Below are 22,827 nucleotides of genomic sequence, written 5' to 3'. Positions count from 1 at the left end.
GGACGGCGCCGCCTCCCCCTGGGGCCGGGAGGCGGTGCCTTCGTTCCTCCAACGGGCCTGCTAGGAAGGCGACTTCCGGGGCTCCACGATGCCGCGTACGACACCGAGGTCCACCAAGTCCTGGGGTCGGATGCGGAGTTGGTCGGCCGTGGCGCGTACCTCCTCCGGTGGCCGTTTGAGGATGGCCGCCGCGAGCTCGGGGGCGATGACGGAGAAGTAACTGTCCGGCGTGGCCCAGGTGTTGTCCGGTGCGGCGAGGGCCAGCGCGCCGCCCGAGCCGCCCTCACCGATCAGCAGCGTGGTGAGGGGCGTTCCGGCGGCGGCCACGGCTCCGAACGCGTCCGCGATCGCCGCGCCCGCGCCCTGCCGTTCCGCCTCGGCGTCGTTGGCGGCACCCGGGGTGTCCACCAACGTCAGTACGGGGATACGGAGTCGGTCCGCGAGCCGGATCAGCCGGGCGGCGGTGCGGTAGCCGGCGGGACGGGTGGCGGTACCCGTCTGGGCCGCGTAGGCCACGGTACGGCCGCCGTCCTTCAGTACGCCGAACCCGCAGAGCATCCCGTCGTCCGTGCCGCCGCAGCGGTCGCCGCTGATCGCCGCACGACGGGCGAGGTATGCGTCCAAGTAGGCGGTGGCACGCGGGCGTTGCGAGGAGCGGGCCTTGTCCACCGCTTCCCAGCCGGTGGCCGGCAGGTCGGTGTCGGCCAGCGCGGGCGGGGGCGGGACCGGCTCGGCCGACGGGTGGCTCAGCAGGTGCAGCCACAGTCCCAGCAGCTCGGGCAACTCCGCCGGGGGCACCACCGCGTCGACCGCTCCCGCCGCCAGCTGCGCCTCCGCCGTGTACGCCGCCGGGTCGGCCTCGGGCGGACGTACGCGTGAGCCCGCGAAGCCCACCTGGGCGCCCGGGAGCGCGAGGACGACATCGGCGCCCGCGCCCAGGGTGGCCCAGCCGCCACCGGTCGTGGGGTCGCGCAGGACCGCGATCTGCGGCAGCCCGGCCTCGCGGGTGAGCGTCGACTGCCGTGCCACGCGCTGGAGTTGGACCAGCGCGCGCATGCCCTCCTGCATACGGCTGCCGCCCGTGGCGACGAGGGAGGCGACCGGGAGCCGGTGCTCGCGCGCATGCGCGTGGGCCGCCTCCAGCCGGTCACCCGTACGCTCGCCCAGCGATCCGCCGAGGAAGCCGAACTCGAAGGAGATGAGCACGGTCGCCGTCCCGCCGACGGTCGCCGTGCCGCAGACGACCGACTCCTCCTCACCCGTGCGGGCGGCGGCGCGGGCGCGCGAGGCGTCGTAACCCTGCCAGGACAGGGGGCCGTCCGGACCGTACTTCGTTGCGGGGCTCGGCGGGCTCGGCGGGCTTGGAGGGCTTACGGGGACTACGGGGCTTACGGGCTCGGTCAGTTCGGTGAACCCGGACGTGACCAGGTCGATCGCCTCGCGGGCCGTGTACCGCGGCACGGACTCAGTCATGGGTCAGCGCACGCTTCATGATCTTGCCCATGTCGTTGCGGGGCAGGGCGTCGAGGTGGTGGACGACGCGGGGCCGCTTGTGGGGCGCGAGGCGGCGGGCCACATGGTCCGCCAACTCGTCGACGGAGGGCGGTGATTGGGGATCCGCAGGCACGATCCAGGCCACGATCCGCTCACCAAGGTCGGCGTCCGGTTCACCGGTGACCGCGGCCTCCCGCACGCCCGGGTGCTCCAGCAGCGCGTTCTCGATCTCGCCCGCCCCGATCTTGTAACCGCCGCTCTTGATCAGGTCGGTGGCCTTCCGGCCGACGATGCGTACGTATCCGTCGGGGTCGCGCACCGCCATGTCACCGGTGCGGAACCAGCCGTCCTCGGTGAAGGCCGCCGCGGTCGCCTCGGGGCGGTTCAGATACTCGGTGAAGAGGTTCGGCCCGCGGACCTGGATCTCGCCGACGGTCTCCCCGTCGTACGCCTCGACGGCCGTCGTCCCGTCCTCCTCCGTCAGCCGCAGTTCGACGCCCGGCAGCGGGACGCCGACCGTGCCCGCGCGCGGCTCGCCGTCGGCGCGGACGCTGGTGTTCATCAGGGTCTCCGTCATCCCGTACCGCTCGATGACCCGGCGCCCGGTCGCCTGCGCGATCCGCTCGTGGTCGTGCACGGGCAGGGCCGCCGACCCCGACACGAGCAGCCGCGCCCTGGCCAGGGCCTTCGCGAGCGCGGGGTCGTCGGGCAGGGTCTCCGCGATCCGGTGGTACATCGTCGGCACCCCGAACAGCATGGTGGCGCCCACGCTCAACTCCCTTGTCACGCCCGCCGTTTCGAAGCGACCAAGATGCCGTACGGATCCGCCGCGGCGCAGCGGGCCGAGGATGCCCAGGATCAGGCCGTGCACGTGGAAGAGGGGGAGACCGTGCACGAGGACGTCGTCACCGGTCCACTGCCAGGCGTCCGCGAGGGCGTCGAGGGTGGTGGCGATGGCCCGGCGGGGGATGACCGCGCCCTTCGGGGGGCCGGTGGTGCCGGAGGTGTAGACGACGAGGGCGGGGGATTCGGGGGTGAGGCCGGGGGGTGCGGCGGTGGTGGGGGTGCCGGTGGCGGGGGTGCCGGTGGTGGGAGACGCCGCCCCTGTGCCGCGTACGTCGATGTCCGCATCCACCTCCACGTTCACGTCGACGCGTTCCAACGCGGCGAGTGTGGGCGGGAGTTGGGTGCCTGCCGCCGCGAGCACCAGGGTTGGGGAGCTGTCCGACACGATGTGCCCCAGCTCGCTCTCGCCCGACTTCGGATTGAGCGGTACGGCGGGGACGCCGGCCAGCAGCGCGGCGACCACGGCGACGGCGGTCTCCAGGGTGGGGGTGGCCCAGACGGCGATCCGGCCCGCCTCCGCGACGCGGGCGGCGAGGGGGGAGGCGGTTGCCGCGAGCTCGCCGTAGGTCAGCGTGCGGTCGCCGAAGCGCAGGGCGGGCCGGTGCGCGCCGGGGCCGTCCGGGTCCGCCCGGGCCTCGGTCAGGGCCGGGAAGAGGTCCGGGGGGAGAGCCTGGGAGAGAGCCGGGGAGAGAGGGGGCACGTGTCGTACTCCTTAGTCGTTCGTCGAAGGCCGCCCGTCGGCAGCGGCCCGTCGGCAGTGGCCTGTCGACAGTGGCCCGTCGGAGGCCGCCCGTCGGAACGCACGGCCCGGCCGGTGTCATCCCCAGTCGGGGACCACCAGCGCGAGCCACACCACGGCGGGGACCACGGCCACCACGATCCCTCCGTACATCATCAACTGCCGGAAGAAACGCTCCCGGTCGACGCCGGGTGCCGCCGCGAGCACCAGCGCGCCGTTCGTCGAGAACGGGCTCACGTCCACCACCGTCGCCGACACTGCGAGCGCCGCCACCATGCCGACCGCCCCGATCTCGCCCTGGGCCAGGAACGGCACCGCGAGCGGGATCAGCGCTCCCATGATGCCGACGGACGAGGCGAACGCGGAGACCAGCGCGCCGATGTAGCAGAGGAGTACGGCGGACAGCAGCGGGACGCCGATGTCGCTGACGCCCTCGCCGGCCCAGTCGATCGTGCCCATCTCGTCCAGGACGCCGACGTACGTCAGCACACCGCAGATCAGCAGGACCGTCGGCCACGCGATCTGGCTGACGGCGTTGCGGCTGTCCTCCGGCCAGCAGGTGCTGAGCAGGACGGCGAGGGTGATCGAGGTGAGACCGGCGTCCAGGTCGAAGGCGAGCACGGCGACGACCAGGGCGACGAGAGCGGCGAGGGTGGCCATGCGGGCGGGGTTGAGCCGCGTGCTGTCGTCCTCGGGCTCCTCCGAACGGTCCTCCGTGCGGTTCTCCGTACGGTCCTTTTCAAGGTCGACTTCGCGGCCCGCGGGCGCGCTCTTCGTGTCCGCGCCCGCGCCGGCCGAGACCGAGGAGGACGAGGCCGACGCCGAGACCGGGGCCGTCTCCGCGACCGTGTCCTCGTTGCGCAGCTTCAGCCCGCCGAACAGGACGAACACCACGGCCGCGATCACGAGGTTGACGACGAGCGAGGCGAGGAACAGGGCGATCTCGTTGCCGGGCAGCTTCTCGCGTTCGACGATGCCGTTGACGATCGTCCCGTAGATGCTGATCGGGGAGAAGCCGCCGCCCTGCGCGCCGTGCACCACCATCGCGCCCATCAGCAGCGGGCTGATGTGGTAGCGGGCGGCGAAACTCAGCGCGATCGGCGCCACGATGGCGACGGCGGCCGGACTGACCGCGCCGATCGCGGTGAGCGCGCCCGTCAGCACGAACATCACCCACGGGATCAGTACGACCCGCCCGCGCACGAGCCGGATCGAGGCGTGCACCAGCCAGTCGGTGGTGCCGTTGGCGCGGGCGATCGCGAACAGATAGGTCACGCCGACGAGTACGACGAAGAGGTCGCCGGGGAAACCGGCGAAGATCGTGTCGGTGTCGAAGTCCGCGACGAGCTCGCCGACTCCGAAGGCGGCGGCGAAGGCGAGGGCGCCCATGTTGATGGAGCGGGTGGTGGCGATCACGAACACCACGACGAGCACAAGGATCGAGATCAGTTCGGCGGACATACGGGCTCCCGTCTTTGGGTCCCTTGTCGAGCGGGTGGCGAGCAGAGCGGCTGGTTGGCCAAGGTGGGGATTGGATTGGCCAAGTGGCTGAACCACATTGGGTGGTGCTCGTGTAGAGCGTCAAGAGATGTGACGTAAATTGGCTCAGCCACTCATCCACTGGGCCACTTGCCCACAGGGTCGCTGAGCCGGTCACCCCCGGTGTTACGCTGCGCCCGCAGGGGGACGAACCACCCGCAAGAGGGGACAAGGGGGACGGGCATGACCGACGCACTGCGCCCGATGACGGCCAAGCCGCGCCTGTACGAGCAGGTCCTCGACCGGTTGCGCAGTTACGCGGCCGAGGGCGGTCTCGGTGCCGGCGACCGCCTCCCGCCCGAGCGCGACCTGGCGGCCCGCCTCGGCGTCAGCCGCGCCTCGGTGAAGCAGGCCATCGTGGTCCTGGAGGTGCAGGGCCTGGTCGAGGTCCGCCACGGCGGCGGGACCTACCTGGTCCGCGACACCCTCGACGCCGAACCGGTGGAGCAACTCGTCGAGCGGCGCCGCCGGTTGCCCGACGTGCTCGACGCCCGCGAGGCCCTGGAGACCAAGCTCGCCGAGCTGGCCGCCGAGCGCCGCACCGACGAGGACGTCTCCGCCATGGACTCCGCCCTCGTCCACATGCGGGACGAGATCCAGGCGGGCGGCCACGGAATCGAGGGCGACCGGCTCTTCCACGCGGCGGTCACGGCCGCCGCACACAGCGGAATCCTCGCCGAGTTCATGCGCTCCATCGCCGACCAGATCACCGAGAGCCGCCACGAGTCGCTGCGCCAGCCGAGCCGCCCCACCCGTTCCCTCACCCAGCACCGCGCGATCTTCGACGCGATCGTCGCCCGGCAGCCGGGCCGGGCGGCCGCCGCGATGCGCCGGCACGTACAGACGGTGGCGAGGGTACGACTGCTGGACTGGGACCCGGAGGAGAACGAGGAACAGGGCAGCACCTGACGGCCGTAGCGGCGAACGGGTGTTCCGGCGGCCGTGGTTAGGATCCGGTGTCATGACCGCGTCCGGCACCACGCCCCATGCTTCCCCGGCATCCCATGATTCGCCCGCAACCCCCGCAACCCCCGCAACCTCTGCATCCCCTGTGAACGGGCGAGAGCCCACGATCCTCGCCACCTCCGGCGGCCACCGTGCAGGGGGCGGTCGGACCATGGTCACGTTCAACTCCCTTGTGCATCACGCGGTCGAGCTCTCGGGCGCCCACGGCCGCCGCCCCCGCGTCCTGTACGTCGGTACGGCCATAGGCGACGCGGAACACTTCACGGCCCGGATGACCGAGGCCGCACGCGTGGCGGGCTTCGACCTCACGCCCCTCCACCTCTTCCCGATGCCGAACCTCGACGACATCGAGGGCACCGTCCTCGACCAGGACGTCGTCTGGGTCATGGGCGGCTCGGTGGCGAACCTCCTCGCGGTCTGGCGGGTGCACGGCCTCGACGACATCCTCCGCCGGGCCTGGCGCTCGGGCGTCGTCCTCAGCGGGGTCAGCGCGGGCTCGATCTGCTGGTTCCGGGGCGGCACCACGGACTCCTTCGGCCCCGAACTCCGCCCGATCACCGACGCGTTGGGCTTTCTCCCGTACGGCAACGGCGTCCACTACGACACCGACGCCGGCCGGCGCCCCCTGGTCCATGAACTCGTCGCGGACGGCACCCTCCCCACCACCCACTGCACCGACGACGGAGTGGGTCTGGTCTACCGCGGCACCGAACTGGTCGAGGCGGTCACCGAAGTGCCCGGCAAGGGTGCGTACATCGTGACCCGCGACGGCGACACGGCCGTCGAGGAACGCGTCGAGCCGCGCCGGCTGCCGGGCGTTTCCTAGCGTTGCGTCGTGTTGCGCGCCCGCATCGCTACTGATCGCCGCGCAGATAGCGGGTGACCATGGCCACCAGCTCGTTCTCGAACGTCTCGACCGGGATGGTCCGCGGGCCGGCCATGAGCATGTGCGTGTTCATCTCCACCGTGGTCACGATCAGTTCGGCCGCTGTGTCGAGGTCCCGCACGTGGACGTCCGGGTGCCGGGCGAGGAGATCGCGCACCTGACCGACGCGTTTCTTTCCGTGCCGGTCGATCGTGTCGAGCACCTCCTGCGAGAACGACGCCTCCTCGATCATGATCCGCAGCAGCTGTGGATCGTCGCGGTGGTTGTCGATCGCGTCGCGGACCAGCGCCCGCACCGTCGCCTCCAGGCTCCCGGCGGACAGATCGAGCTCCTCGGCCTGCGCCCACGTGCCACGGTCGATGTGCCGCACCAGCAGCTCGGCGAGGATGGCGTCCTTGTTCGGGAAGTACTGGTACAGCGAGCCGATGGATACGCGGGCGCGTTCGGCGATGCGGTTGGTGGTGCCGGCGGCGTAGCCGTGCTCGGCGAAAACGTGAGCAGCGGCGGTGAGGATGCGGTCGCGGGTGAGCTCCGCGCGCACCTGGCTGGGCTTGCGACGTGGCTGAAGACGGCGGTCGGCCGACGACATCCGGGGTCCTCCTCAAGGCGCGAAAAGCGAGTAGCCAAAGAGCTGAGCCATTGCTCACAATAGTGCCATGACCTGCGAAAACAAGGCCACGTCCGATGTGCGGGAGAACCGGCTGAGCGCCCTGCGCCGACTGACGACGGTGGACGAGGTCGAGTCGACCGTCGGCCGCCCGGCGTCGGCGGTCATGCTCAAGCAGATCAGCGCTCTCGACGAGGGCTGCCGGACCGTCCTCGCCGGGTGTCCGATCGCGGCCTTCGGCTACCGGGACGCCGACGGCACCAACAGAACGACCTTCATCGGCGGCGCGCCAGGGTTCGTACGCGTCCACTCGCCCACGCGGATCTCGTTCTCCCTGCCCGAGCCGGGCGATCCGCACGGGGCGGTCTCGTTCTTCTTCCTCCTGCCGGGCGTCGGGGAGATCCTGCGCGTCAACGGTTCGGTGGCGGCACGGGAGGGCGCGGAGACGACGGTCGACATCGCGGAGGCGTACGTGCACTGCGCGCAGGCCGTTCTGCGGTCCCGCCTGTGGCAGCCGCCCGCCCTGGCCGGACTGGCCGGACCGGTCGCTCCGGCCGAGTCGGTCGCCGAGTTCGCGGGTGACGGGCCCCTGCGCGGGCCCGGCGTCGCCGAGTTCCTCGCCGCGGCGCCCTTCCTCGCCCTGTCCACCTGGGACTTGTCCGGCGGCAGCGACACGAGTCCGCGCGGGGACCGGCAGGCGGTGGCGCGGATCCTGGACGGCCACACACTCGTCATCCCGGACCGGAAGGGCAACAAGCGCGCCGACACGCTCCACAACCTGCTGCGGGACGACCGGCTCTCGTTCGCCGCGCTCGTTCCGGGGCGCAGCGGTGTGCTGCATGTCCGCGGCCGTGGCGCGATCACCGACGATCCCGCGCTGCTGGAGACGATGGCGCTGCGCGGGATGTCCCCGCACCTGGCGCTGCTCATCGACGTCGAGCACGCCGAGGTGACCGGCAACGACGCCGTGGCGCGCTCGCGACTGTGGACCCCCGGCGCGCACGTGGACCGCGGCACGGTGCCGGACCTGATGGCGCTGGCGGGGGAACACCTCGCCGCCGGTTCGGCCGCCGCCGAGGGCGGTCCACCCGCGTTCCTGTTGAAGGCAGTTGGGGCGATCCCGGGGATGGCCCGCTTGCTGCGGCTGGTGATGAACCGTGCCTACCGTTCCGGGCTGCGGAAGGAGGGCTACGAGGTCGTCAAGGAGGACCTCAATGAGGACATCGGGCCCGGCGCGGGCGGGCGGCGCCGCGGCCTCCTGCGCCGACGCCCTGCCGACGACGGCGGGACGGACGATGGAGGGAGGGGTAACCCGCTGCGGGAGGTGCGCATCGCCGAGGTGCGCAGGGAGACACCGAGCGCGGTCACCCTCGTACTGGAGGACCTTGTTCCGGAGGACCATGTTCCGGAGGGTGCCGGCGCGAGCCCGGGCTCGTTCGACTTCCGGCCCGGCCAGTTCTTCACGCTGGTCGCCGACATCGACGGCCGCCCGGTGCGGCGGGCCTATTCGGCCTCGTCGGCGCCCGGTTCGGCCCGGCTGGAGGTCACCGTCAAGCACGTCGAGGGCGGCCGGTTCTCCACCCACGTGCACCGGAGTCTGCGCGCCGGGGACTGCCTCGCGGTGCGCGGCCCGTCGGGGTCCTTCCACGCCGAGCCGCAGTCCCCGGACGCCCCGGACGCCACGGCTGCCACAGGCGCCCCCAGTGCCCCCGACGAGCTAGTGCTCGTCGCGGCGGGCAGCGGTGTGACGCCGATGATGAGCATGATCCGCACCCGGCTCGCCGTCCGGCAGGGCCGCGACCGGATCGCGCTCCTCTACAGCAGCCGCAGCGCGGAAGAGGTCATCTTCGCCGACGAGCTGACCCGGCTGGCGAAGGACCATCCCGACCGGCTGTCGATCACCCACGTCCTGACCAGCCGGGACGGCAGGCTCGACGCGGACGGCGTACGGCGATGGATCACCGGCCTCTCCCCGGCCTCGGGCGCCCACTACTACACCTGCGGTCCCGGGCCGTTGATGGACGCCGTCCAGGGCGTGTTGACCGGGCTCGGGGTCCCGGACGAACTGGTGCACCAGGAGCACTACACCAGCGGAGCGGACGCCGGGACCGCGGCGACGGTGCCGCAGCGGATGACCGTCGAGGACGACGGGCACCCCGTCGGCACGGTCGTGGTCGAGCCCGGCCAGACACTGCTCGACGCGGGACTGGCCGCGGGGCTGCCGATGCCGTACTCCTGCACGGTCGGGAACTGCGGTGACTGCATGGTGCGGCTGCGCGGCGGAGAGGTCACGCAGAACGAGCCGAACTGCCTCACGCCGGCGCAGAAGGCCGACGGCTACGTACTGACCTGCGTGGGCTGTCCGCTGTCGAAGGTCACCCTCGACATCGCGGACCAGTGATCGTCGGCCAATCGCGCGACCCGGCTGCCCAGGTCGGAGGCGAAACCTACTGAGATTCGGTGTTCACAAGGTCGGCCACCACACAACTCACGTTGTCCGGACCGCCGGAGTCGTTCGCCGCCCTGACGAGAGCCCGGGCGGCCTCGGCCGACGCGGGGGCCGCCGTGAGCGTGTCCCTGATGATGTCCTCGGGCACGACGGCAGACAGTCCGTCCGAGCAGAGCAGATAGCGGTCGCCGGCGAGGGCGTCGTGCAGCTGTACGTCGAGGTCCGGGGCGGGCCCGCTGCCCGTCAGCGCCTTGAGGAGCAGGGCGCGCTGGGGATGGGCGGTGGCCTCCTCCGGGGTCAGCCGCCCCTCGTCCAGCATCGACTGAACGATCGTGTGGTCGTGGGTGATCCGGAACAGGCCGCCGTCGCGGAGGAGATACGCGCGGGAGTCGCCGATGTGGACCAGGGCCAGTTGGGAGCCCGTCCACACCATCGCGGTGAGGGTGGTGCCTATCTCGGCCGTCGGGCCCGCCACCTCCTGAACGGCCCGGGTGGCGCCCTGGACCGCGTCCTCCAGGAGGTTGAGGACACTCCCGGCGGGGAGCGGTTCGTGGTCCAGGAACTTCAGGGCCTCGACGGCCGCGCTGCTCGCGGGCGCGCCCCCGGACCCGAAGCCGTCGGCGACGGCCAGGACGCGGGTGCCCGCGTACGCGGTGTCCTGGTTGGCGGGGCGTACGAGACCGGTGTCGGACAGGGCGGAGTAGCGGAGTTCCAGCATGGCGGTGTCCTTACTCGGATTGACCGGGGTACCCGTCCTGCTCGGGTCTCCCGGGGCGGTTCGTGACAGGTGGTCGACGAGGAAGGCGGCCAGGTCACGGCGGGTCGCCGTCTCCGACTCGATCCGCGCCCAGAACGCGCGGATCTCCCGTGCCGCTGCCGCCGGTTCCAGCGCACAGACCTCGCGGATCCCGGCCAGCGGCATGCCCAGCCGCCGCAGCCACGCCACCAGGCGTGCCTGCTCCAACTGCCCGGGCGCGTAGTAGCGGTAGCCCGTCTCCGGGTCCACCCGCGCGGGACGCAGCAGCTCCAGCTCGTCGTACAGCCGAAGTGCCTTCGGTGACAGCCGTGACGCCTTCGCGAACGCCCCGATCGTCAGCATCTCCATGCGCGCACCCCCATGAGCAGCCGGTCCGCCTGTCGCCAGGTCGGTCGGTCGTTCCTCGTCCGGTCACCGATGCTGTGGCCTCCCCAAAGGTGAAGGTCAAGCGGCCCGATCCGGTTCCCGGGGCGGTTGTTAGTCTGCGAGCGGGATCACCGGAGCCGACGTACCCATGAGGAGCCCGCCGTGGCACGCACCGCCGCCCGCATCGCACTCGTCACCTGCCGGGAGGTCGAGGAGTCCGGGTACGACCGTGATCTGCCCGTTCTCGCGGACGCGGTGGAGCGGGCCGGGGCGGACGCCGCCGTCGTGTGCTGGGACGACCCCGATGTCGGGTGGGACGGCTTCGACCTCGCCGTCATCCGCTCCACCTGGGACTACAGCTGGCGGGCCGCCGAGTTCGTGGCGTGGGCCGAGCGGTGCGGGGCGCTGACGGCACTGGCGAACCCCGTGGCCGTAGTCCGCTGGAATACCGACAAGCGGTATCTCGGCGACCTCGCGGCCGCCGGTGTGCCGGTCGTCGACACCCGGTACCTCGCCCCCGGCGACCCGGCCGACCTGCCCGCCGACCGTGAGTACGTCGTCAAGCCCACCTCGGGGGCGGGCGCCCGGAACGCCGCCCGCTACACGCCCGAGGACCACGAGAGGGCCGTACGGCATCTGGAGTGGATGCACGCGGAAGGGCTGACCGCGATGGTGCAGCCGTACGTACGGAGCATCGACACGGCGGGCGAACGGGCCCTCGTGTTCTACGGCGGGCGCTTCCTGCACGCCATCCGCAAGGGTGCCGTCCTGGAATCCGGCACCGCGTTCGACGCGGACAAGGTCGCGCACCCGAACCTCCGGCCGTGGGACCCGACCCCCGCCGAACTCGCCGTCGCCGAACGGGCGTTGGCCGCGGTTCCGAACGCCTCCGAGCTGCTCTACGCCCGAGTCGACCTGGTGGACGGCGACGACGGGGCACCCCGAGTCATGGAGCTGGAACTCGTCGAGCCCAACCTGTTCCTGTTCCTGCACGAGACTTCGGCACCGGTCGTGGCCGAGGCGATCGTCAGGGCCGCCACCGGCTGACGGGCCCTCCTTGACGGGCTCACCCAGCCCTCACAGCCGTGCACGAGCAGTCAGGTCAGTGCCTTCTCGATGGCCTCGAAGATGTCGGCGTCGGTCTCCTGCTGCCAAGTCGGCAGGTCGGCCCAGTCCGCCACGTACCCAGGCTTCGGGTCCTCGAAGTGCTTGAACATCTGGGCCGTCCAACACGTCGCGACGAAGCGGCCCTTCTGCTCGCGGGACAGCCGTGCCGTGGTGCCGCCGCTGATCTCGATGAACTGTCGGACCTGCTCGTATACGGAACCCGCGGCCTCGCGCTCCCACCGCGGAGTGTCGTCCCACGGCGTGACGTAGCCGGCCTTCGGCTCTCCTGGGAAATGCTGGTGGACTCCCGCGATCCAGGTTTCCCGAAACAGTCGTGCACCCTCGATCGGCGACATGCCCATCCCTCTCGTCACGGCGTGCTCAGAACGGCGACCTCCGCCCTCAGCTCCGCCACGCGGTGGTCGCGGCTCAAGGGACCGAACTCGTCGCACAGGGCTTGGAGTCTATGGGCGTCGCGGGTACGACTGACCGGGCGCCGGGGCAGTCTGCTCCAGGGCATCCCTCAAAGCGCTCTCCGCCAGGTCAAGTCGGCCGAGCTGTACTTAGCGCGATCCCCGCTCCTCGGCTCGCTGTATGCCAACGCCTGTAGGCCCACGGCTGTAGGCCAGGCCCCGTACATCAGGCGCGCGGACCCGTGGCCGCCATCCGTTGAAGCAATCCGTACGTGAACTCCGCCACGCAGTCGTGCGGTGCGCCTGATGTGTCCGGGGCTGTGAATGCCAGGCCCCAGCGTGTCGGGGCCGTTCCCTCCAGGGGGCGGGCGGGGGCGAAGGCGCGGGCCGCTTCGTCGACCGTGCAGGACCAGGGGGTCAGGTCCTCCAGGGTGCGGAGCTCGGGGGAGGGGGCGCCCGGTGTGCGGACCAGCCACTCGTTCCAGGCCGCGCCGTTCGGGGCCACCAGCACCTCGAAGCGGAGGTCGGGCCAGAGCGGGACCGGCCACAGGAGCGCCTCGCAGGACAGGTCGCCGAATTGGCGAGGTGTCGTCGACTCCGGTTCGCCCAGGATCGAGCGGTAGCGGGCGACCGCTCCCCGGCCCCGCGGCACATGACGCATCGCCTGCCAACGGCGGTTGGCCTCGCGCATGTCCGCGATCGAGGCGCCCAGCGTGTGGCGGGCGTCCTCCACGAGGTCCGGATTGTGGTCGGCCATGCGGCGCAGCAGGACCAGCTGGAAGTCGAGCGGGGTGAACGGGCCGGCGGGCCTATCGGGTCGCTTGGCGGGAGGCATGCGTCCCATCGTGGCGTACGTGTCCGGCGCGGCGGGCGTCGCCCGGGGTGCGGCCCGCCGGGAGGAAGAGCACCGAGTTCACGTACCGGACGTATCCCGGGCTCCGGAAGGCCAGCACCCGCCGCAGCAGGCCCTGGGAGACCACGTGCGAGGCGTGGGCCTGGTGGGACTCCAGGTCGAAGGAGGACAGGGGGAGCCAGGTGTCGTCGGGCAGGACCCAGCCCTTGTACCCGCGCTCGGTGAGGAACGACACGACCGGCCTGATGGGCTGGATACGGGCCTCCAGCTCGATGAACAGGGCCGGGCGGTCACGGGTGAGGAGGGTGGTCGCGCCGCGCAGCACCGCCAGCTCGTTGCCGTCCACGTCGATCTTGACGAAGCCGACGTCGTGGAGGTTCAGGCTGTCCAGGGTGAGACAGGGGACGTCCAGCGCGCGGGCGTGGATGTCCCGGCGGACGAGTGACGACACGCCCCGGTCGCCCTGGTCGCCGGACGGCAGCCACAGACGGGCCGTGCCCCGGCGGTCGCTCGCGGCGGCCCGGACCACCCGGACGTTCCCGGGCGTCGCGGCGGTCAGCAGCCGGGCCAGGTGCGGGACGGGCTCGACCGTCACCACCCGGTGCGCCCGCTGCGAGAGGCGGCGCGTCCAGGGGCCGTACCAGCCGCCGACGTCCACCGCCGTGCCGCAGCCGGGCGGGCAGAGATCGCCGAGCCGGGCCAGTTCGGGCTCGAAGCGCGGATAGACGAACCGGGCGGCGGCGGCGACCAGCCGCACCGGCACGAAGGGGGCCAGACGGGCTGCCAGGGTCATGTGGTCAACATCCGTTTCAAGAGGTTCTCGTGTTCGTCGTCCGTCACCTGTTCGCCGGAGGACGGTAGGAGCTGCGGGATGCCGTCCACGATCGGATAGCGGCGGCGCAGACGCGGGTTGTAGAGAGCGTCCTCAGTACTCTCCGGACCCTCCGTCTCCCTTTCGAGGAGATGCAGCGGCCCCTTGTCCAGCGGGCACGCCAGTATCTTCAGCAACGGGTCGTCGGGGTTCATCAGTGGTCAACTCCCTTGTGGGGGCTGGGGGTTGGGGCTCCGGCGGTGGATCGGTCTGTGCCGGTGGATCGGTCTGCGCCGGGGGGTCGGCCTGCGCCGGCGGGTCGTGCTTGGGCATCGCCAGGAGTACGGAGACCGCCAGCGCCGTACCGCCGATGCGCAGCGCCAGCCGCAGCGGATCCTCGGGCAGCGCCTCGCCGAACGCGAGCGTGCCGAGCACCGCGGTGAACAGACAGGTCACTGTCGTGCAGACCGGCACGATCAGCGAGGCCCGGCAGCGCTGCAGCGCCGCCTGCGACATCACCAGGCCGAACACGCCGGTGAACAGCAGGAGATAGGGGTACGGGGAGCGCAGCAGATCAACCACCGCACCGCCGAGGCCGGTTGAGGTCAGGTAGCTCGACACGCCCTTGATGGCCAGCGAGCTGACCCCGTACAACAGGCCCACCGCCACGCCGTATTCGACGCCCGTGGTCGGCATGCGGTGCCGGTGGCGGGCGCGGCGCTCGGCGGACGCGTACAGCCAGACGCCCATCGCGAGCGACGGTACGCAGACGAGCAGGATCAGCGGGGCCGGGGCGCTGCGGCTGACCGTGTCCGAGCCCTCCTTGAGGGACAGGACGACCATGAGCAGCGCGATCAGGATCGCGCCGATCGCGTACCGCTCGCGGCCCGAGGTCTCCTCGCCGAGCAGCACCGAGGAGAGCAGGACGAGGATCACCAGGCCGGAGACGAAGATGCCCTGCGCGGCGGCGATCGGCAGCGTGCGGTAGACGACGAGCTGCGCGCCGAAGCCGGACGCCAGGGCGAGGGAGCCGCCGATCCACAGCGGACTGCCGAGAACCAGCCGCAGCAGCCGGGCGGGCTGCCGGACGGTCACCTGGGGCATCGCCGCCAACGCCCGCTTCTCCAGCACGAATCCGGTGCTGTACAGCACGTTCGCCAGCAGGGCCGCGGCCACCCCCCACCACATGGTCTACGTCCTTCGCGCGTGCAGGAGCAGGATCGAGGACATCGACGGCACGGCGCACGCCAGCCGGTCCAGGGGGCGCAGCGGCCGTGGCACACCGTGGAAGGGCGCGCCCTTCAGCCGTACGACCTCGAAGCCCGAGGCGGTCACGAACTCCCGCAGCGCGCGGGCCGTATAGAGCCGCAGATGGCCCACGACCTCCTTGCCGGGGCGGCCGTGGATGGCGCGCAGGCTCACTTCGGAGAAGACGGGCTGGACACCGGCGAGCAGCAGGGCGCGGTTGTACCAGGCGGCCAAGTTCGGTGTGGAGAGCATGAGATGACCTCCCGGGCGGAGGATCCGGTGGATCTCGTCGAGCGCCGCGTCCGGGTCCACGAGGTGTTCGACGACCTCGCTGAACAGGACGGCGTCGGCGGAGGCGGACCTGAACGGCAGCCCGCCGTCGGTGAGTTCGCCGCGTACCGCGTACGGAAGGTGGGCGTGGGCGCGTCTGAGGGCGTCCTGGGACCAGTCGACGCCGACGATGCGATGGCCGGCCAGGAGCGGCGCCGCCGTCGCGGCAGCCGAGCCGTCGCCGCAGCCGATGTCGAGGACCGTCCGCGCACCGGACGTGGCCGGACCGAGCGCGGCGGCCAGCATCCGGGCCTGGCGCAGACTGCGGGGCGCGCCGGAGGCGACCGGCACGGCCGGGTCCTCGTAGAAGTCCCGCAGCCCGTGCGGAGGTTGGCCGCCGGACGGCCGGCGGGGCGGAGCCGTGGTCATGGGGCACTCTCCGTGGCGTGTTCCGTGGCGTGCAGGTAGTGCTCGAAGAGGTCGCGGAGATGGGAGCCGTCTCCGTGGCTGAGGAGCGTGCGGGACCAGCGGAACGCCACGTGCAGCCGGCCCGCGGTGGACGCCGTCGTGACCGTGAGGCCGCGCGGCATCCGGGCCGGCGCCGAGAACCACACCGCGTGCGCGCGCCCCGCCCCCTCACCGAAGTCGAGGGCGTACGGTATGCGGCCGATGTTGCTCAGCAGCGTGGTCGACGTCCAGGGTCCGGCGGCTCTCCGCAGCCCCCGGGTGAACGCGGCCCGCCAGGCCACCGGGACCACCGGTGCCGTCAACAGGGCAGCCCCGTGGCCGAGTTGGGGCCGTGGCAGCGCCTTGAGCGCACGGGTGCGGTCCGCCGTGCGCTGCAGCAGGCCCGCCATGTCGGAGGCGTCCAACTCCCCGGGCGCGAAGGGCACTTCGACGAGCCGCGTGCCGTTGCCGATCGGCATGTCGGTGTCGCGCGTGCGGTCGTCCACCGGCATGGTGATGCGCAACGGGCGCGGCCGGGCGCCGTGTTCCCGGTTCCAGTGGGCGATCATCAGGGCTGTGGCCACCATGAGCTGGTCGTTCACGGTGTACGGGGATCCCTTGGGCCGGCGCGGGACGCCGAACTCGGCGACGAGCATGCCGTTTCCGGGCGAGGGCTCGGGCGCGCCGTGCGCCACCCGCGCGGGCGGGGCCCAGGTCGAGGGCGCGTCGACCGGGCTCGGCGCCTCGGCCGTCGTACGGGTCGGCGGCGCCGTGGGGGAGTTGTCCTGGCCGCCGTACAGCTCGGCGGCGGTGGCGAGGACCCGCAGACAGGCCGGGCCGTCGAGGGCGGTGTGGTTGATGGTGACGAAGAGGACCGTGTCGTCGGCCTCCGGATCGAGGACGACTTCGAGGCGGATCGGCGGCGAGGCGGACAGCGGCGGGGCGTCCTGGAGCGCACGGTCGCGGGCGTGTTTGAGGGCGTCCCGGTCCGGCGGCGGAAACAGGACGACCTCCACGTCCGCGTCCGGGGTGAGCTCCCACTCGTACCGCCGCCCGTACCAGGGGCGCCGCGCCTCGCGCATCAGAATCCGCGGATGGCGGTGCAGGGCCCCGGTGAACGCCCGCCGCAGCCGGTCCGGGTCGAGACGGCCCGGCAGATGCACCTCGATGTGGACGGTCTCCGGCTCCTCCTCCTGGAGGCAGTGCCGGGCGACCTCGTCCACGACGGGGAACGGGATGCGGGCGGGCGGCCGTACGGGGCCGTCCGTGCCGTCGCGTGCCGGGTGGTCCAGCGTGGTCATGTGTGTTCGCCTTCCCCCGTCTCCTCGGATCGTGCCGGCCGCGGGTCCGGGTCCCCCGGGCGGGCGGGCCTGGCGTCCTCGGGGTCCGCCGGCCTCGCCGCTTCGGGCCGTTCCGGCCTCGGCTCCTGAGGCGGTGTCGCCTTGAACCTCGGCTTCCGGAAGCCGAACCGGGTGGTGGGCGGGTCGGGCTCCGGCTGCGCGGACCCCGGCCCACGGGCGGACACCGTCGGACCGGACGCCACCCTGGGCGCGGGCGGGGCCCCGGCCTCACCGGAGGCGGACCGCCCGACTCCTTGCTCCGGAGCCGTGCCGGGGGCGGGTGACGTGCCTGGGCCGGTCGGCACTCCGGCGGCTCCGGGCGTCCCGGCGGCCCTGGCCGACCCGGTGGCTTCGGCCGACCTGGACGACCCGGTGGCTCCGGGCGTCCCGGCTGTCCCGGCGGCCCTGGTCGACCCGGCGGCTCCGGGCGCCCCGGCCGCTCCGGCGGCTTCGGCCGACCTGGCTGTCCCGGCGGCTCCGGCCGACCCGGCGGCTCCGGCCGTCCCCGATACTCCGGGCATCCCGTGCTGCGCCTCCGGCGCCCGGGACGATTCGGGCGCACCCGGCCCCGCACCCTCCCCCCGCCGCCGCTGAGGCAACGGCTCGGTCGGCGCCTCGGTGCCCGGCGCCGGTGGTGGCAGCGCGCTCGCACTGGGAGCACCTGGATACCCCGGAGCCGCGGGAGTGCCGGAGTACCCGGGAGCGGCAGGAGCGCCGGGGTACCCGTGAGCGCCGGAAGCCCCAAAGCCCTGCCCCCCGCCGGGACCTTGACTCCCGCCGGGACCTTGGCCTCCGCTCGGACCCTGACCCCGGCCGGGGCCCCGAGCCCCGCCGGGACCCTGACCGCCGCCAGGACTCCGAGCCCCGTACGACGCCTCCCCGACCGACACCAACCCGGCGAACAGCCCGATCAGTGCCAGCAGTTGGGCCGTTGGCCCGAAGGCGCCCGCGCCCTCGGCGACCGGCTCTCCCGCCCCGCTCGCGGCAGCGACCCCCGCCCCCGCGAGGGCGAGGAACGCGATGGGTACGAGGAGGGCGTGCCGTCGCCATGCGAGCAGCGCCAGCAGTGGCACCAGCAGCGCGAAGAACCCGGCGATCACGATCCCGACCAGCGTGAGCGCGACCGTGCCCAGGATCAGACCGGGCGGCGGCGGCACCGGCCAGGGCTCGTCCGTGCTGGGCGAGTTCCGCCGGTACAGCACGAGCCCCGCCAGCAGGAGCACGGCGACACCGCCGCCGATCAGACCGGCCTCGTACAGCGTGGACGGCTCGTACGAGAGCTCGACCGTGCCGCCCGCGCCCGCCGGGACCCGCCAGCCCTGCTGCCAGCCGTCGAGCCGTACCGGGTCGAGCTTCTTGCCGTTCAGCGTGGCCTTCCAGCCGTCGTTGAAGTTCTCGTACGTCGTCAGGTACGAGGCCGCTCCCGAGCCGACGGACACCTCGCGGCGGTCGCCGAGCCAGTCCCGTATGCCGAGTTCACGGTCGAGCGCGGTGGGTGTGGTGACCGTGCCGCGGGTCAGCGTGACGTCGGTGACGGCGAGCGGTCCCGCGTCCCCGGCCTCGACCCGGTGCGAGCCCGAGCCGAGGGACAACTCGGTGTCCGCGCGCCCCTCCTGGCAGAGCGTCAGCTCGATCGGCCGCCGCTCGACGAGGTCCTGAACCGTGCCCTTCGCGCTGGTCTCGTACAGCTCGTCGTCGACGGCGAGGACCGGGCCCTCGCCGCAGGGGACGTCGAAGGTACGGGTGCCGCGGGGCTGCGGGGTGCGGTACTGGTCCAGGGCCGGGACGTACGCCTCGGTCAGGCCGACCGGCAGTTGCAGGTCCTCGTCCGCGAGCGGGTTGTGGACGGTCATCGGGGCCGTCTCGGTGATGGTGATGTCGAGCCGGTCCGTGGTGATCGGATCGAAGCGGACGACACCGTTCTCGTCGACGCCCGCGATCGTCGCGCCGTCCGGCGAGCTGATGTCGACCTCCGTCGGCCGGGTGGAGAGACCGCCCGCCGGAGCCAGCACGATCTCGCCCACGGCCTGCTTGTCCGGCCAGCGCAGATGGATGGTCGGGCTGTCCCCGGCGATCCAGGCCGTGGACAGATTGCCGTCGGTGAGGTTGCGCGGCGAGAGCCCGGTGCCGAGCAGGGCCGTCGAGTCGGCGGTCGCGGTGATCCGGTTCCGCTGCTCGGGGGCGACCTTGTACAGCAGCTCGTCGAGCTCGTCGCTCGGCACGGGGATCGCGCTCGCCTTCACCTCGTACGTGCCCGCCGACTCCGAGGTCCAGCGGCGGTGCAGCCCGGCCTCCGTGCCTGTCGGCGAGAAGCCGCCCGGGTCGGTGGCGCGGTGCAGCGAGACGACCTCGGCGGCCGCGTCGGTACGCTCGGCGTCCGTCGGGAGCCGCAGTATGCGGGTCACCTGGACGTCGGGGATGGTGATCTCGGAGAAGCCCGCGCCGGACAGTTCGGAGCGCCGGGCCGCCGAGTCGACGATGGTGACCTTCAGCCAACTCGTCGCCCCCTCCGGGGCCTTGATGCGCTGGCGCATGCCGTTGGCCTGGAGGGTGCTCGTCTCGGAGCCGCGCTCCGTCTCCACCCGCACCCGGGTCGGCGCCGAGCGCACGCTGTCCTGCGGCAGTGGGGTGACCCGGATCGAGTCGGGGATCTCCGTCTCGTCCGTGAAACCGATCCGCAGCCACTCTCCGTCCGCGGAGCCCGCCGCGCCCTCGGCCCAGGCGGTGTTCGGGTTGCCGTCGAAGGCGTTCACCGGGTCGTACTGCGGCAGATAGAACATCCAGTTGCCGCTCGACGACGCCGAAACCGAGCGCGCGCCCCGCAGTTCGGCCACCGTCTGGTGCCCGATCCCCTCGGTCGGCAGGATCTGGTGCGGTTCCTCCCCGGCGTTCTGGAAGCTGCCGGAGTGATTGCGTTCGTTGCGGGTGTACGTGTACGAGGTGTTGGCGTTGACCAGGCCGAACCGTGTGTCGGCGCGGCGCAGTCCGTCGCCCACCACCTGCAACTCGGGGGCGCCGAGCCCGGGATGGTTGTCGCCGGTCAGCACGGCGGCCCGGTCCCGCATGGCCGGGTCGGCGGACAGCGGCAGCAGCGCCTCGGGCCCGCCGGACACGACGGCCGTGTCGGCGACCGCCTTCAGACCGGCTTGCCCGGGCCGCGGCACGTCCGCGCTCGCCGGTTCGTAGATCTCGACGGCGCGCTGCCGCGGGTACAACCCCTCTATTTGTATGGGGGTGTTCTGCGCGATGCGCCCGCCGGTCATCACCGGACCGAGGCCGGTCACCCGCCGGTAGCCCGACTCCTCCAGGGTGCGCTTGACGGTCGTGGTCGGTACGTGGCCGAGCTGGTCGGGGTCGAGATCGTTGCGGACGACGACGTAGTAGAGGCCGGCCCGGCTCAAGTAGTCGGCCAGGCCCGGGACTTCGCCGCCCGTCAGCAGGGACTGCTCGACCGCGTCCATCGCGCGCCGGTTGCCCGCGGTGCCGAACGGCACGTAGTCCCGCTGGGCCCAGCGGGATTCGGCGAGCACGTCGAGGGGCTGGTCGATGGGCGAGCCCCAGGTGTAGATGCCGTGCGCGGTGGCGGGCACGACCAGGGCGCGCGAGTCCGGGGAGTACTTCTCCAGCCAGTCGGCCGTGGACTGCCAGTACTTGGGAAGCTGCTGGAACGAACCCGGCTGCAGGATCGACCCGTTGAGGTAGGGCCAGGCGAGACCGGGGAGTACGAGGACCGCCGCGATCAGGGCCACGTACCGGCGGCCGCGTACGGGACGGGCCCCGCGCGACTGCGAGGCGACGCCGACCAGGTGCATCAGCCCGAAGACCAGCGCGAGAGCCAGCCCCGTCTGGAACTTGTAGATGTTCCGGAAGGGCACGAGCCCGCCGTCCAGCCAGTCCTGGACGACCCCGTGGAAGGGCGCCCCGAACGAACCGCCGTACCCGGCAAGGGTGATGAGCGCCACCGACAGCACGGTCAGGACCAGCCAGCGCCGCTCGGGCAGGTCGCGGCGGGCCAGTCCGGCGAGACCGAGCCCCGCCGCGAGCGCCGACGAGACGATCACGACCACCGAGGCCGCGACCGTCCAGCCGGCCGGCAGCCAGGCCTCGCCGAAGTGCAGATAGGCGACCCAGTTCCCGGCGCCGCGCAGGGCCTCCGTCGCCGACATGGTGTCCGTGGTGGTCTGCGAACTCTCCACGTACGGAAGGAAGTTCTCGCCGTAGATGCCCAGCATGAGGAGTGGGACCACCCACCAGGCGGTCGCCAGGAGCACGCCCGGCACCCACCAGGCGATCAGCTTGCGCTGCCGGGGACCGCGCGGTCGGGAGAGGAGATACAGGCCGACTGGCAGCAGGGAGGCCAGAGTCGAGGCCGCGTTGACGCCGCCCATGAAGGGGATGACCAGCGCCGAGCGCAGGGCGGCGACCCGGGCGCTGTGGCGCTCGTTCGTCAGCGGCAGCAGCACCCACGGGAGGAAGGCGCCGGGGAGCGCGGCCGCCGAGGTCGAGCCGACGACGATCGTGAACACCGGCCACAGCGCGTACGCGACCGCGCCGAGCAGCCGGGACGCGTGACTGCCGATGTCCAGCCGCTCGGCCAGCCGCAGCGCGCCCCAGAAGGCGACCGCCACGATGAGCGACATCCACAGCCGCTCGGCCAGCCACACCGGGAGGTTGATCAGCTCGCACAGGCCGTAGTACGGCAGCATCGGGAAGGCGTAGCCGACGTACTGGTCCGCGATGCCGCCGAAGCCGCCCCGGTCGTGCCACAACTGGCCCAGGTCGGACAGGAACTGCCACGGGTCGAGCGCGACGCCGAGCTTCGTGTCGAAGGTCTGCCGGCCCGGGTCCACCGCGAGGAACAGCACGAACACCACGGCCCAGAACCCCAGCAGCCACCGCCGCGACCGCGGGCCCCGGGCAGGGCCGGGGTCGGGGGCGAGCGGACGGGTGCGCGCCGGGGGAGGGGCCTGGACCGTGCTGGTCATGGATACCGCCGGAGAATGAGGAGGAGGTTCCAGGTGGCGAACTCGCGCAGCCCCGGCGCCTTCGCGACGGCCTGGGCGAGGAACGGCCAGTAGCGGGAACGCGCCGAGACGACCGTGACGTCGTCCCGGGCGCGCACCTGCCGCAGGGTGGATCCGATGTGTACGGCGAAGAGGTTCTCGCCGAGGGTGTGCTTGGCGGGCCTGCCGGTACGACGGCTGTAGCGGGCGCGGGCCCGCTCGGCGCCCAGGTAGTGCCAGGGCGCCCACTCGTGACCGCCCCACGGGGACAGCCAGTTGGTGAACGACACGTAGATCAGGCCGCCGGGTTTCGTGACCCGCACCATCTCGCTGAGGAAGGTGCCCGGATCCGCCACGTGTTCCAGGACGTTGGAGGAGAAGCAGACGTCTGCCACCGCGTCGGCGAGCGGCAGCAGGTATCCGTCCGCGACCACCGCGCCCTGCGGTGGTTTCGGGCCGAGTTCCCGCATGTCCGGCTCGAAGAGGTAGCCGTGCGCGCCGCGCCGCCGGAACTCGTCCGTGAAATAGCCGCCCCCGCCGCCGACGTCCACGACGGTCCGGCACTTCACCGGGCCGTCATACGCCTCCACCTGGTCGGCTGCGTCGCGCGCGAGCAGCGAGTAGCAGCCCTCGGGGTCCGCCTGCTCATTGCGGAAGGCGCGGAAGAGGGCCAGGGAACGGCGGAA

18 protein-coding genes are annotated in these 22,827 nt (G+C 72.4%); 4 read left to right on the top strand and 14 right to left on the bottom strand.

Annotated features, from left to right (window positions below):
* Positions 1-60: 60 nt before the first annotated feature.
* The 3 genes from ACFWXQ_RS28465 to ACFWXQ_RS28455 all read right to left on the bottom strand — a co-directional run bounded on the left by ACFWXQ_RS28465 (position 61) and on the right by ACFWXQ_RS28455 (position 4,540).
* The gene (locus ACFWXQ_RS28465) at positions 61-1,473 is read right to left on the bottom strand and encodes a carboxyl transferase domain-containing protein (RefSeq protein ID WP_383941857.1); all 1,413 of its coding nucleotides are present in this window, start codon (positions 1,471-1,473) and stop codon (positions 61-63) included.
* The gene (locus ACFWXQ_RS28460) at positions 1,466-3,040 is read right to left on the bottom strand and encodes an acyl-CoA synthetase (protein ID WP_383941854.1); all 1,575 of its coding nucleotides are present in this window, start codon (positions 3,038-3,040) and stop codon (positions 1,466-1,468) included. The genes ACFWXQ_RS28465 and ACFWXQ_RS28460 overlap by 8 nt, the downstream gene beginning before the upstream one ends.
* Before the next feature lie 117 nt (positions 3,041-3,157).
* Positions 3,158-4,540, bottom strand: a complete 1,383-nt coding sequence (locus ACFWXQ_RS28455) for an SLC13 family permease (protein ID WP_383941851.1) — start codon at positions 4,538-4,540, stop codon at positions 3,158-3,160.
* Positions 4,541-4,801: 261 nt separating this feature from the next.
* Between ACFWXQ_RS28455 and ACFWXQ_RS28450 the strand changes: the two genes are divergently transcribed.
* Together ACFWXQ_RS28450 and ACFWXQ_RS28445 are read left to right on the top strand one after the other, a co-directional pair.
* Positions 4,802-5,527, top strand: a complete 726-nt coding sequence (locus tag ACFWXQ_RS28450; protein WP_383941848.1) for a FadR/GntR family transcriptional regulator — start codon at positions 4,802-4,804, stop codon at positions 5,525-5,527.
* Positions 5,528-5,735: 208 nt separating this feature from the next.
* Positions 5,736-6,410 carry a Type 1 glutamine amidotransferase-like domain-containing protein gene (locus tag ACFWXQ_RS28445; protein ID WP_383941845.1) on the top strand — a complete coding sequence of 225 codons (675 nt, stop codon included), beginning with the start codon at positions 5,736-5,738 and terminating at the stop codon, positions 6,408-6,410.
* Positions 6,411-6,438: 28 nt separating this feature from the next.
* Here the strand turns inward: ACFWXQ_RS28445 and ACFWXQ_RS28440 are convergent, their stop codons facing one another.
* A complete protein-coding gene (locus ACFWXQ_RS28440; protein WP_383941842.1) occupies positions 6,439-7,059 on the bottom strand; it encodes a TetR/AcrR family transcriptional regulator in 621 nt (206 codons plus the stop codon).
* A gap of 67 nt (positions 7,060-7,126) precedes the next feature.
* Between ACFWXQ_RS28440 and ACFWXQ_RS28435 the strand changes: the two genes are divergently transcribed.
* Positions 7,127-9,478 carry a 2Fe-2S iron-sulfur cluster-binding protein gene (locus ACFWXQ_RS28435; RefSeq protein WP_383941839.1) on the top strand — a complete coding sequence of 784 codons (2,352 nt, stop codon included), beginning with the start codon at positions 7,127-7,129 and terminating at the stop codon, positions 9,476-9,478.
* A gap of 46 nt (positions 9,479-9,524) precedes the next feature.
* Here ACFWXQ_RS28435 and ACFWXQ_RS28430 read toward each other — a convergent pair whose 3' ends face one another.
* Positions 9,525-10,631 (bottom strand): MerR family transcriptional regulator, encoded by a 1,107-nt coding sequence (locus ACFWXQ_RS28430; RefSeq protein ID WP_383941837.1) that lies wholly within the window; start codon positions 10,629-10,631, stop codon positions 9,525-9,527.
* A 180-nt stretch (positions 10,632-10,811) separates the two neighbouring features.
* Here ACFWXQ_RS28430 and ACFWXQ_RS28425 point away from each other — a divergent pair, with 180 nt between their 5' ends.
* Entirely contained in the window at positions 10,812-11,696 is an 885-nt protein-coding gene (locus ACFWXQ_RS28425) for a RimK family alpha-L-glutamate ligase (RefSeq protein ID WP_383941834.1), read from the top strand.
* 50 nt (positions 11,697-11,746) lie between these two features.
* Here ACFWXQ_RS28425 and ACFWXQ_RS28420 read toward each other — a convergent pair whose 3' ends face one another.
* From ACFWXQ_RS28420 to ACFWXQ_RS28380, 9 genes are all read right to left on the bottom strand, one after another.
* Positions 11,747-12,112 (bottom strand): hypothetical protein, encoded by a 366-nt coding sequence (locus tag ACFWXQ_RS28420; protein WP_383941831.1) that lies wholly within the window; start codon positions 12,110-12,112, stop codon positions 11,747-11,749.
* Positions 12,113-12,395: 283 nt separating this feature from the next.
* Complete coding sequence (locus ACFWXQ_RS28415) at positions 12,396-13,013, bottom strand: hypothetical protein (RefSeq protein WP_383941828.1); 618 nt, start codon at positions 13,011-13,013, stop codon at positions 12,396-12,398.
* Entirely contained in the window at positions 12,979-13,815 is an 837-nt protein-coding gene (locus tag ACFWXQ_RS28410; RefSeq protein ID WP_383941825.1) for an FkbM family methyltransferase, read from the bottom strand. Before ACFWXQ_RS28410 ends, ACFWXQ_RS28415 begins: the two co-directional genes overlap by 35 nt.
* Positions 13,812-14,048 (bottom strand): Trm112 family protein, encoded by a 237-nt coding sequence (locus ACFWXQ_RS28405; RefSeq protein ID WP_383941823.1) that lies wholly within the window; start codon positions 14,046-14,048, stop codon positions 13,812-13,814. The genes ACFWXQ_RS28410 and ACFWXQ_RS28405 overlap by 4 nt, the downstream gene beginning before the upstream one ends.
* Positions 13,948-15,021: a hypothetical protein gene (locus tag ACFWXQ_RS28400; protein ID WP_383941820.1), complete on the bottom strand. Its 1,074-nt coding sequence runs from the start codon at positions 15,019-15,021 to the stop codon at positions 13,948-13,950. Before ACFWXQ_RS28400 ends, ACFWXQ_RS28405 begins: the two co-directional genes overlap by 101 nt.
* 3 nt (positions 15,022-15,024) lie before the next feature.
* Positions 15,025-15,780, bottom strand: coding sequence for a class I SAM-dependent methyltransferase (locus ACFWXQ_RS28395; protein ID WP_200398341.1), 756 nt, complete (start codon positions 15,778-15,780; stop codon positions 15,025-15,027).
* Complete coding sequence (locus ACFWXQ_RS28390) at positions 15,777-17,099, bottom strand: condensation protein (protein ID WP_383941817.1); 1,323 nt, start codon at positions 17,097-17,099, stop codon at positions 15,777-15,779. Before ACFWXQ_RS28390 ends, ACFWXQ_RS28395 begins: the two co-directional genes overlap by 4 nt.
* On the bottom strand, positions 17,096-22,123 hold the full coding sequence (locus ACFWXQ_RS28385) for an alpha-(1->3)-arabinofuranosyltransferase family protein (RefSeq protein ID WP_386269456.1): 5,028 nt from the start codon (positions 22,121-22,123) through the stop codon (positions 17,096-17,098). Before ACFWXQ_RS28385 ends, ACFWXQ_RS28390 begins: the two co-directional genes overlap by 4 nt.
* Positions 22,120-22,815 (bottom strand): class I SAM-dependent methyltransferase, encoded by a 696-nt coding sequence (locus ACFWXQ_RS28380; protein ID WP_383955920.1) that lies wholly within the window; start codon positions 22,813-22,815, stop codon positions 22,120-22,122. Before ACFWXQ_RS28380 ends, ACFWXQ_RS28385 begins: the two co-directional genes overlap by 4 nt.
* Positions 22,816-22,827 lie beyond the last annotated feature (12 nt).

It is taken from the genome of Streptomyces sp. NPDC058697 (genome assembly GCF_042715345.1).
GTDB classification, from domain to species: Bacteria; Actinomycetota; Actinomycetes; order Streptomycetales; family Streptomycetaceae; genus Streptomyces; species Streptomyces liliifuscus.
Note: the sequence above shows the minus strand (reverse complement) of the source record. Positions and strands in the feature narration are given on the sequence as shown.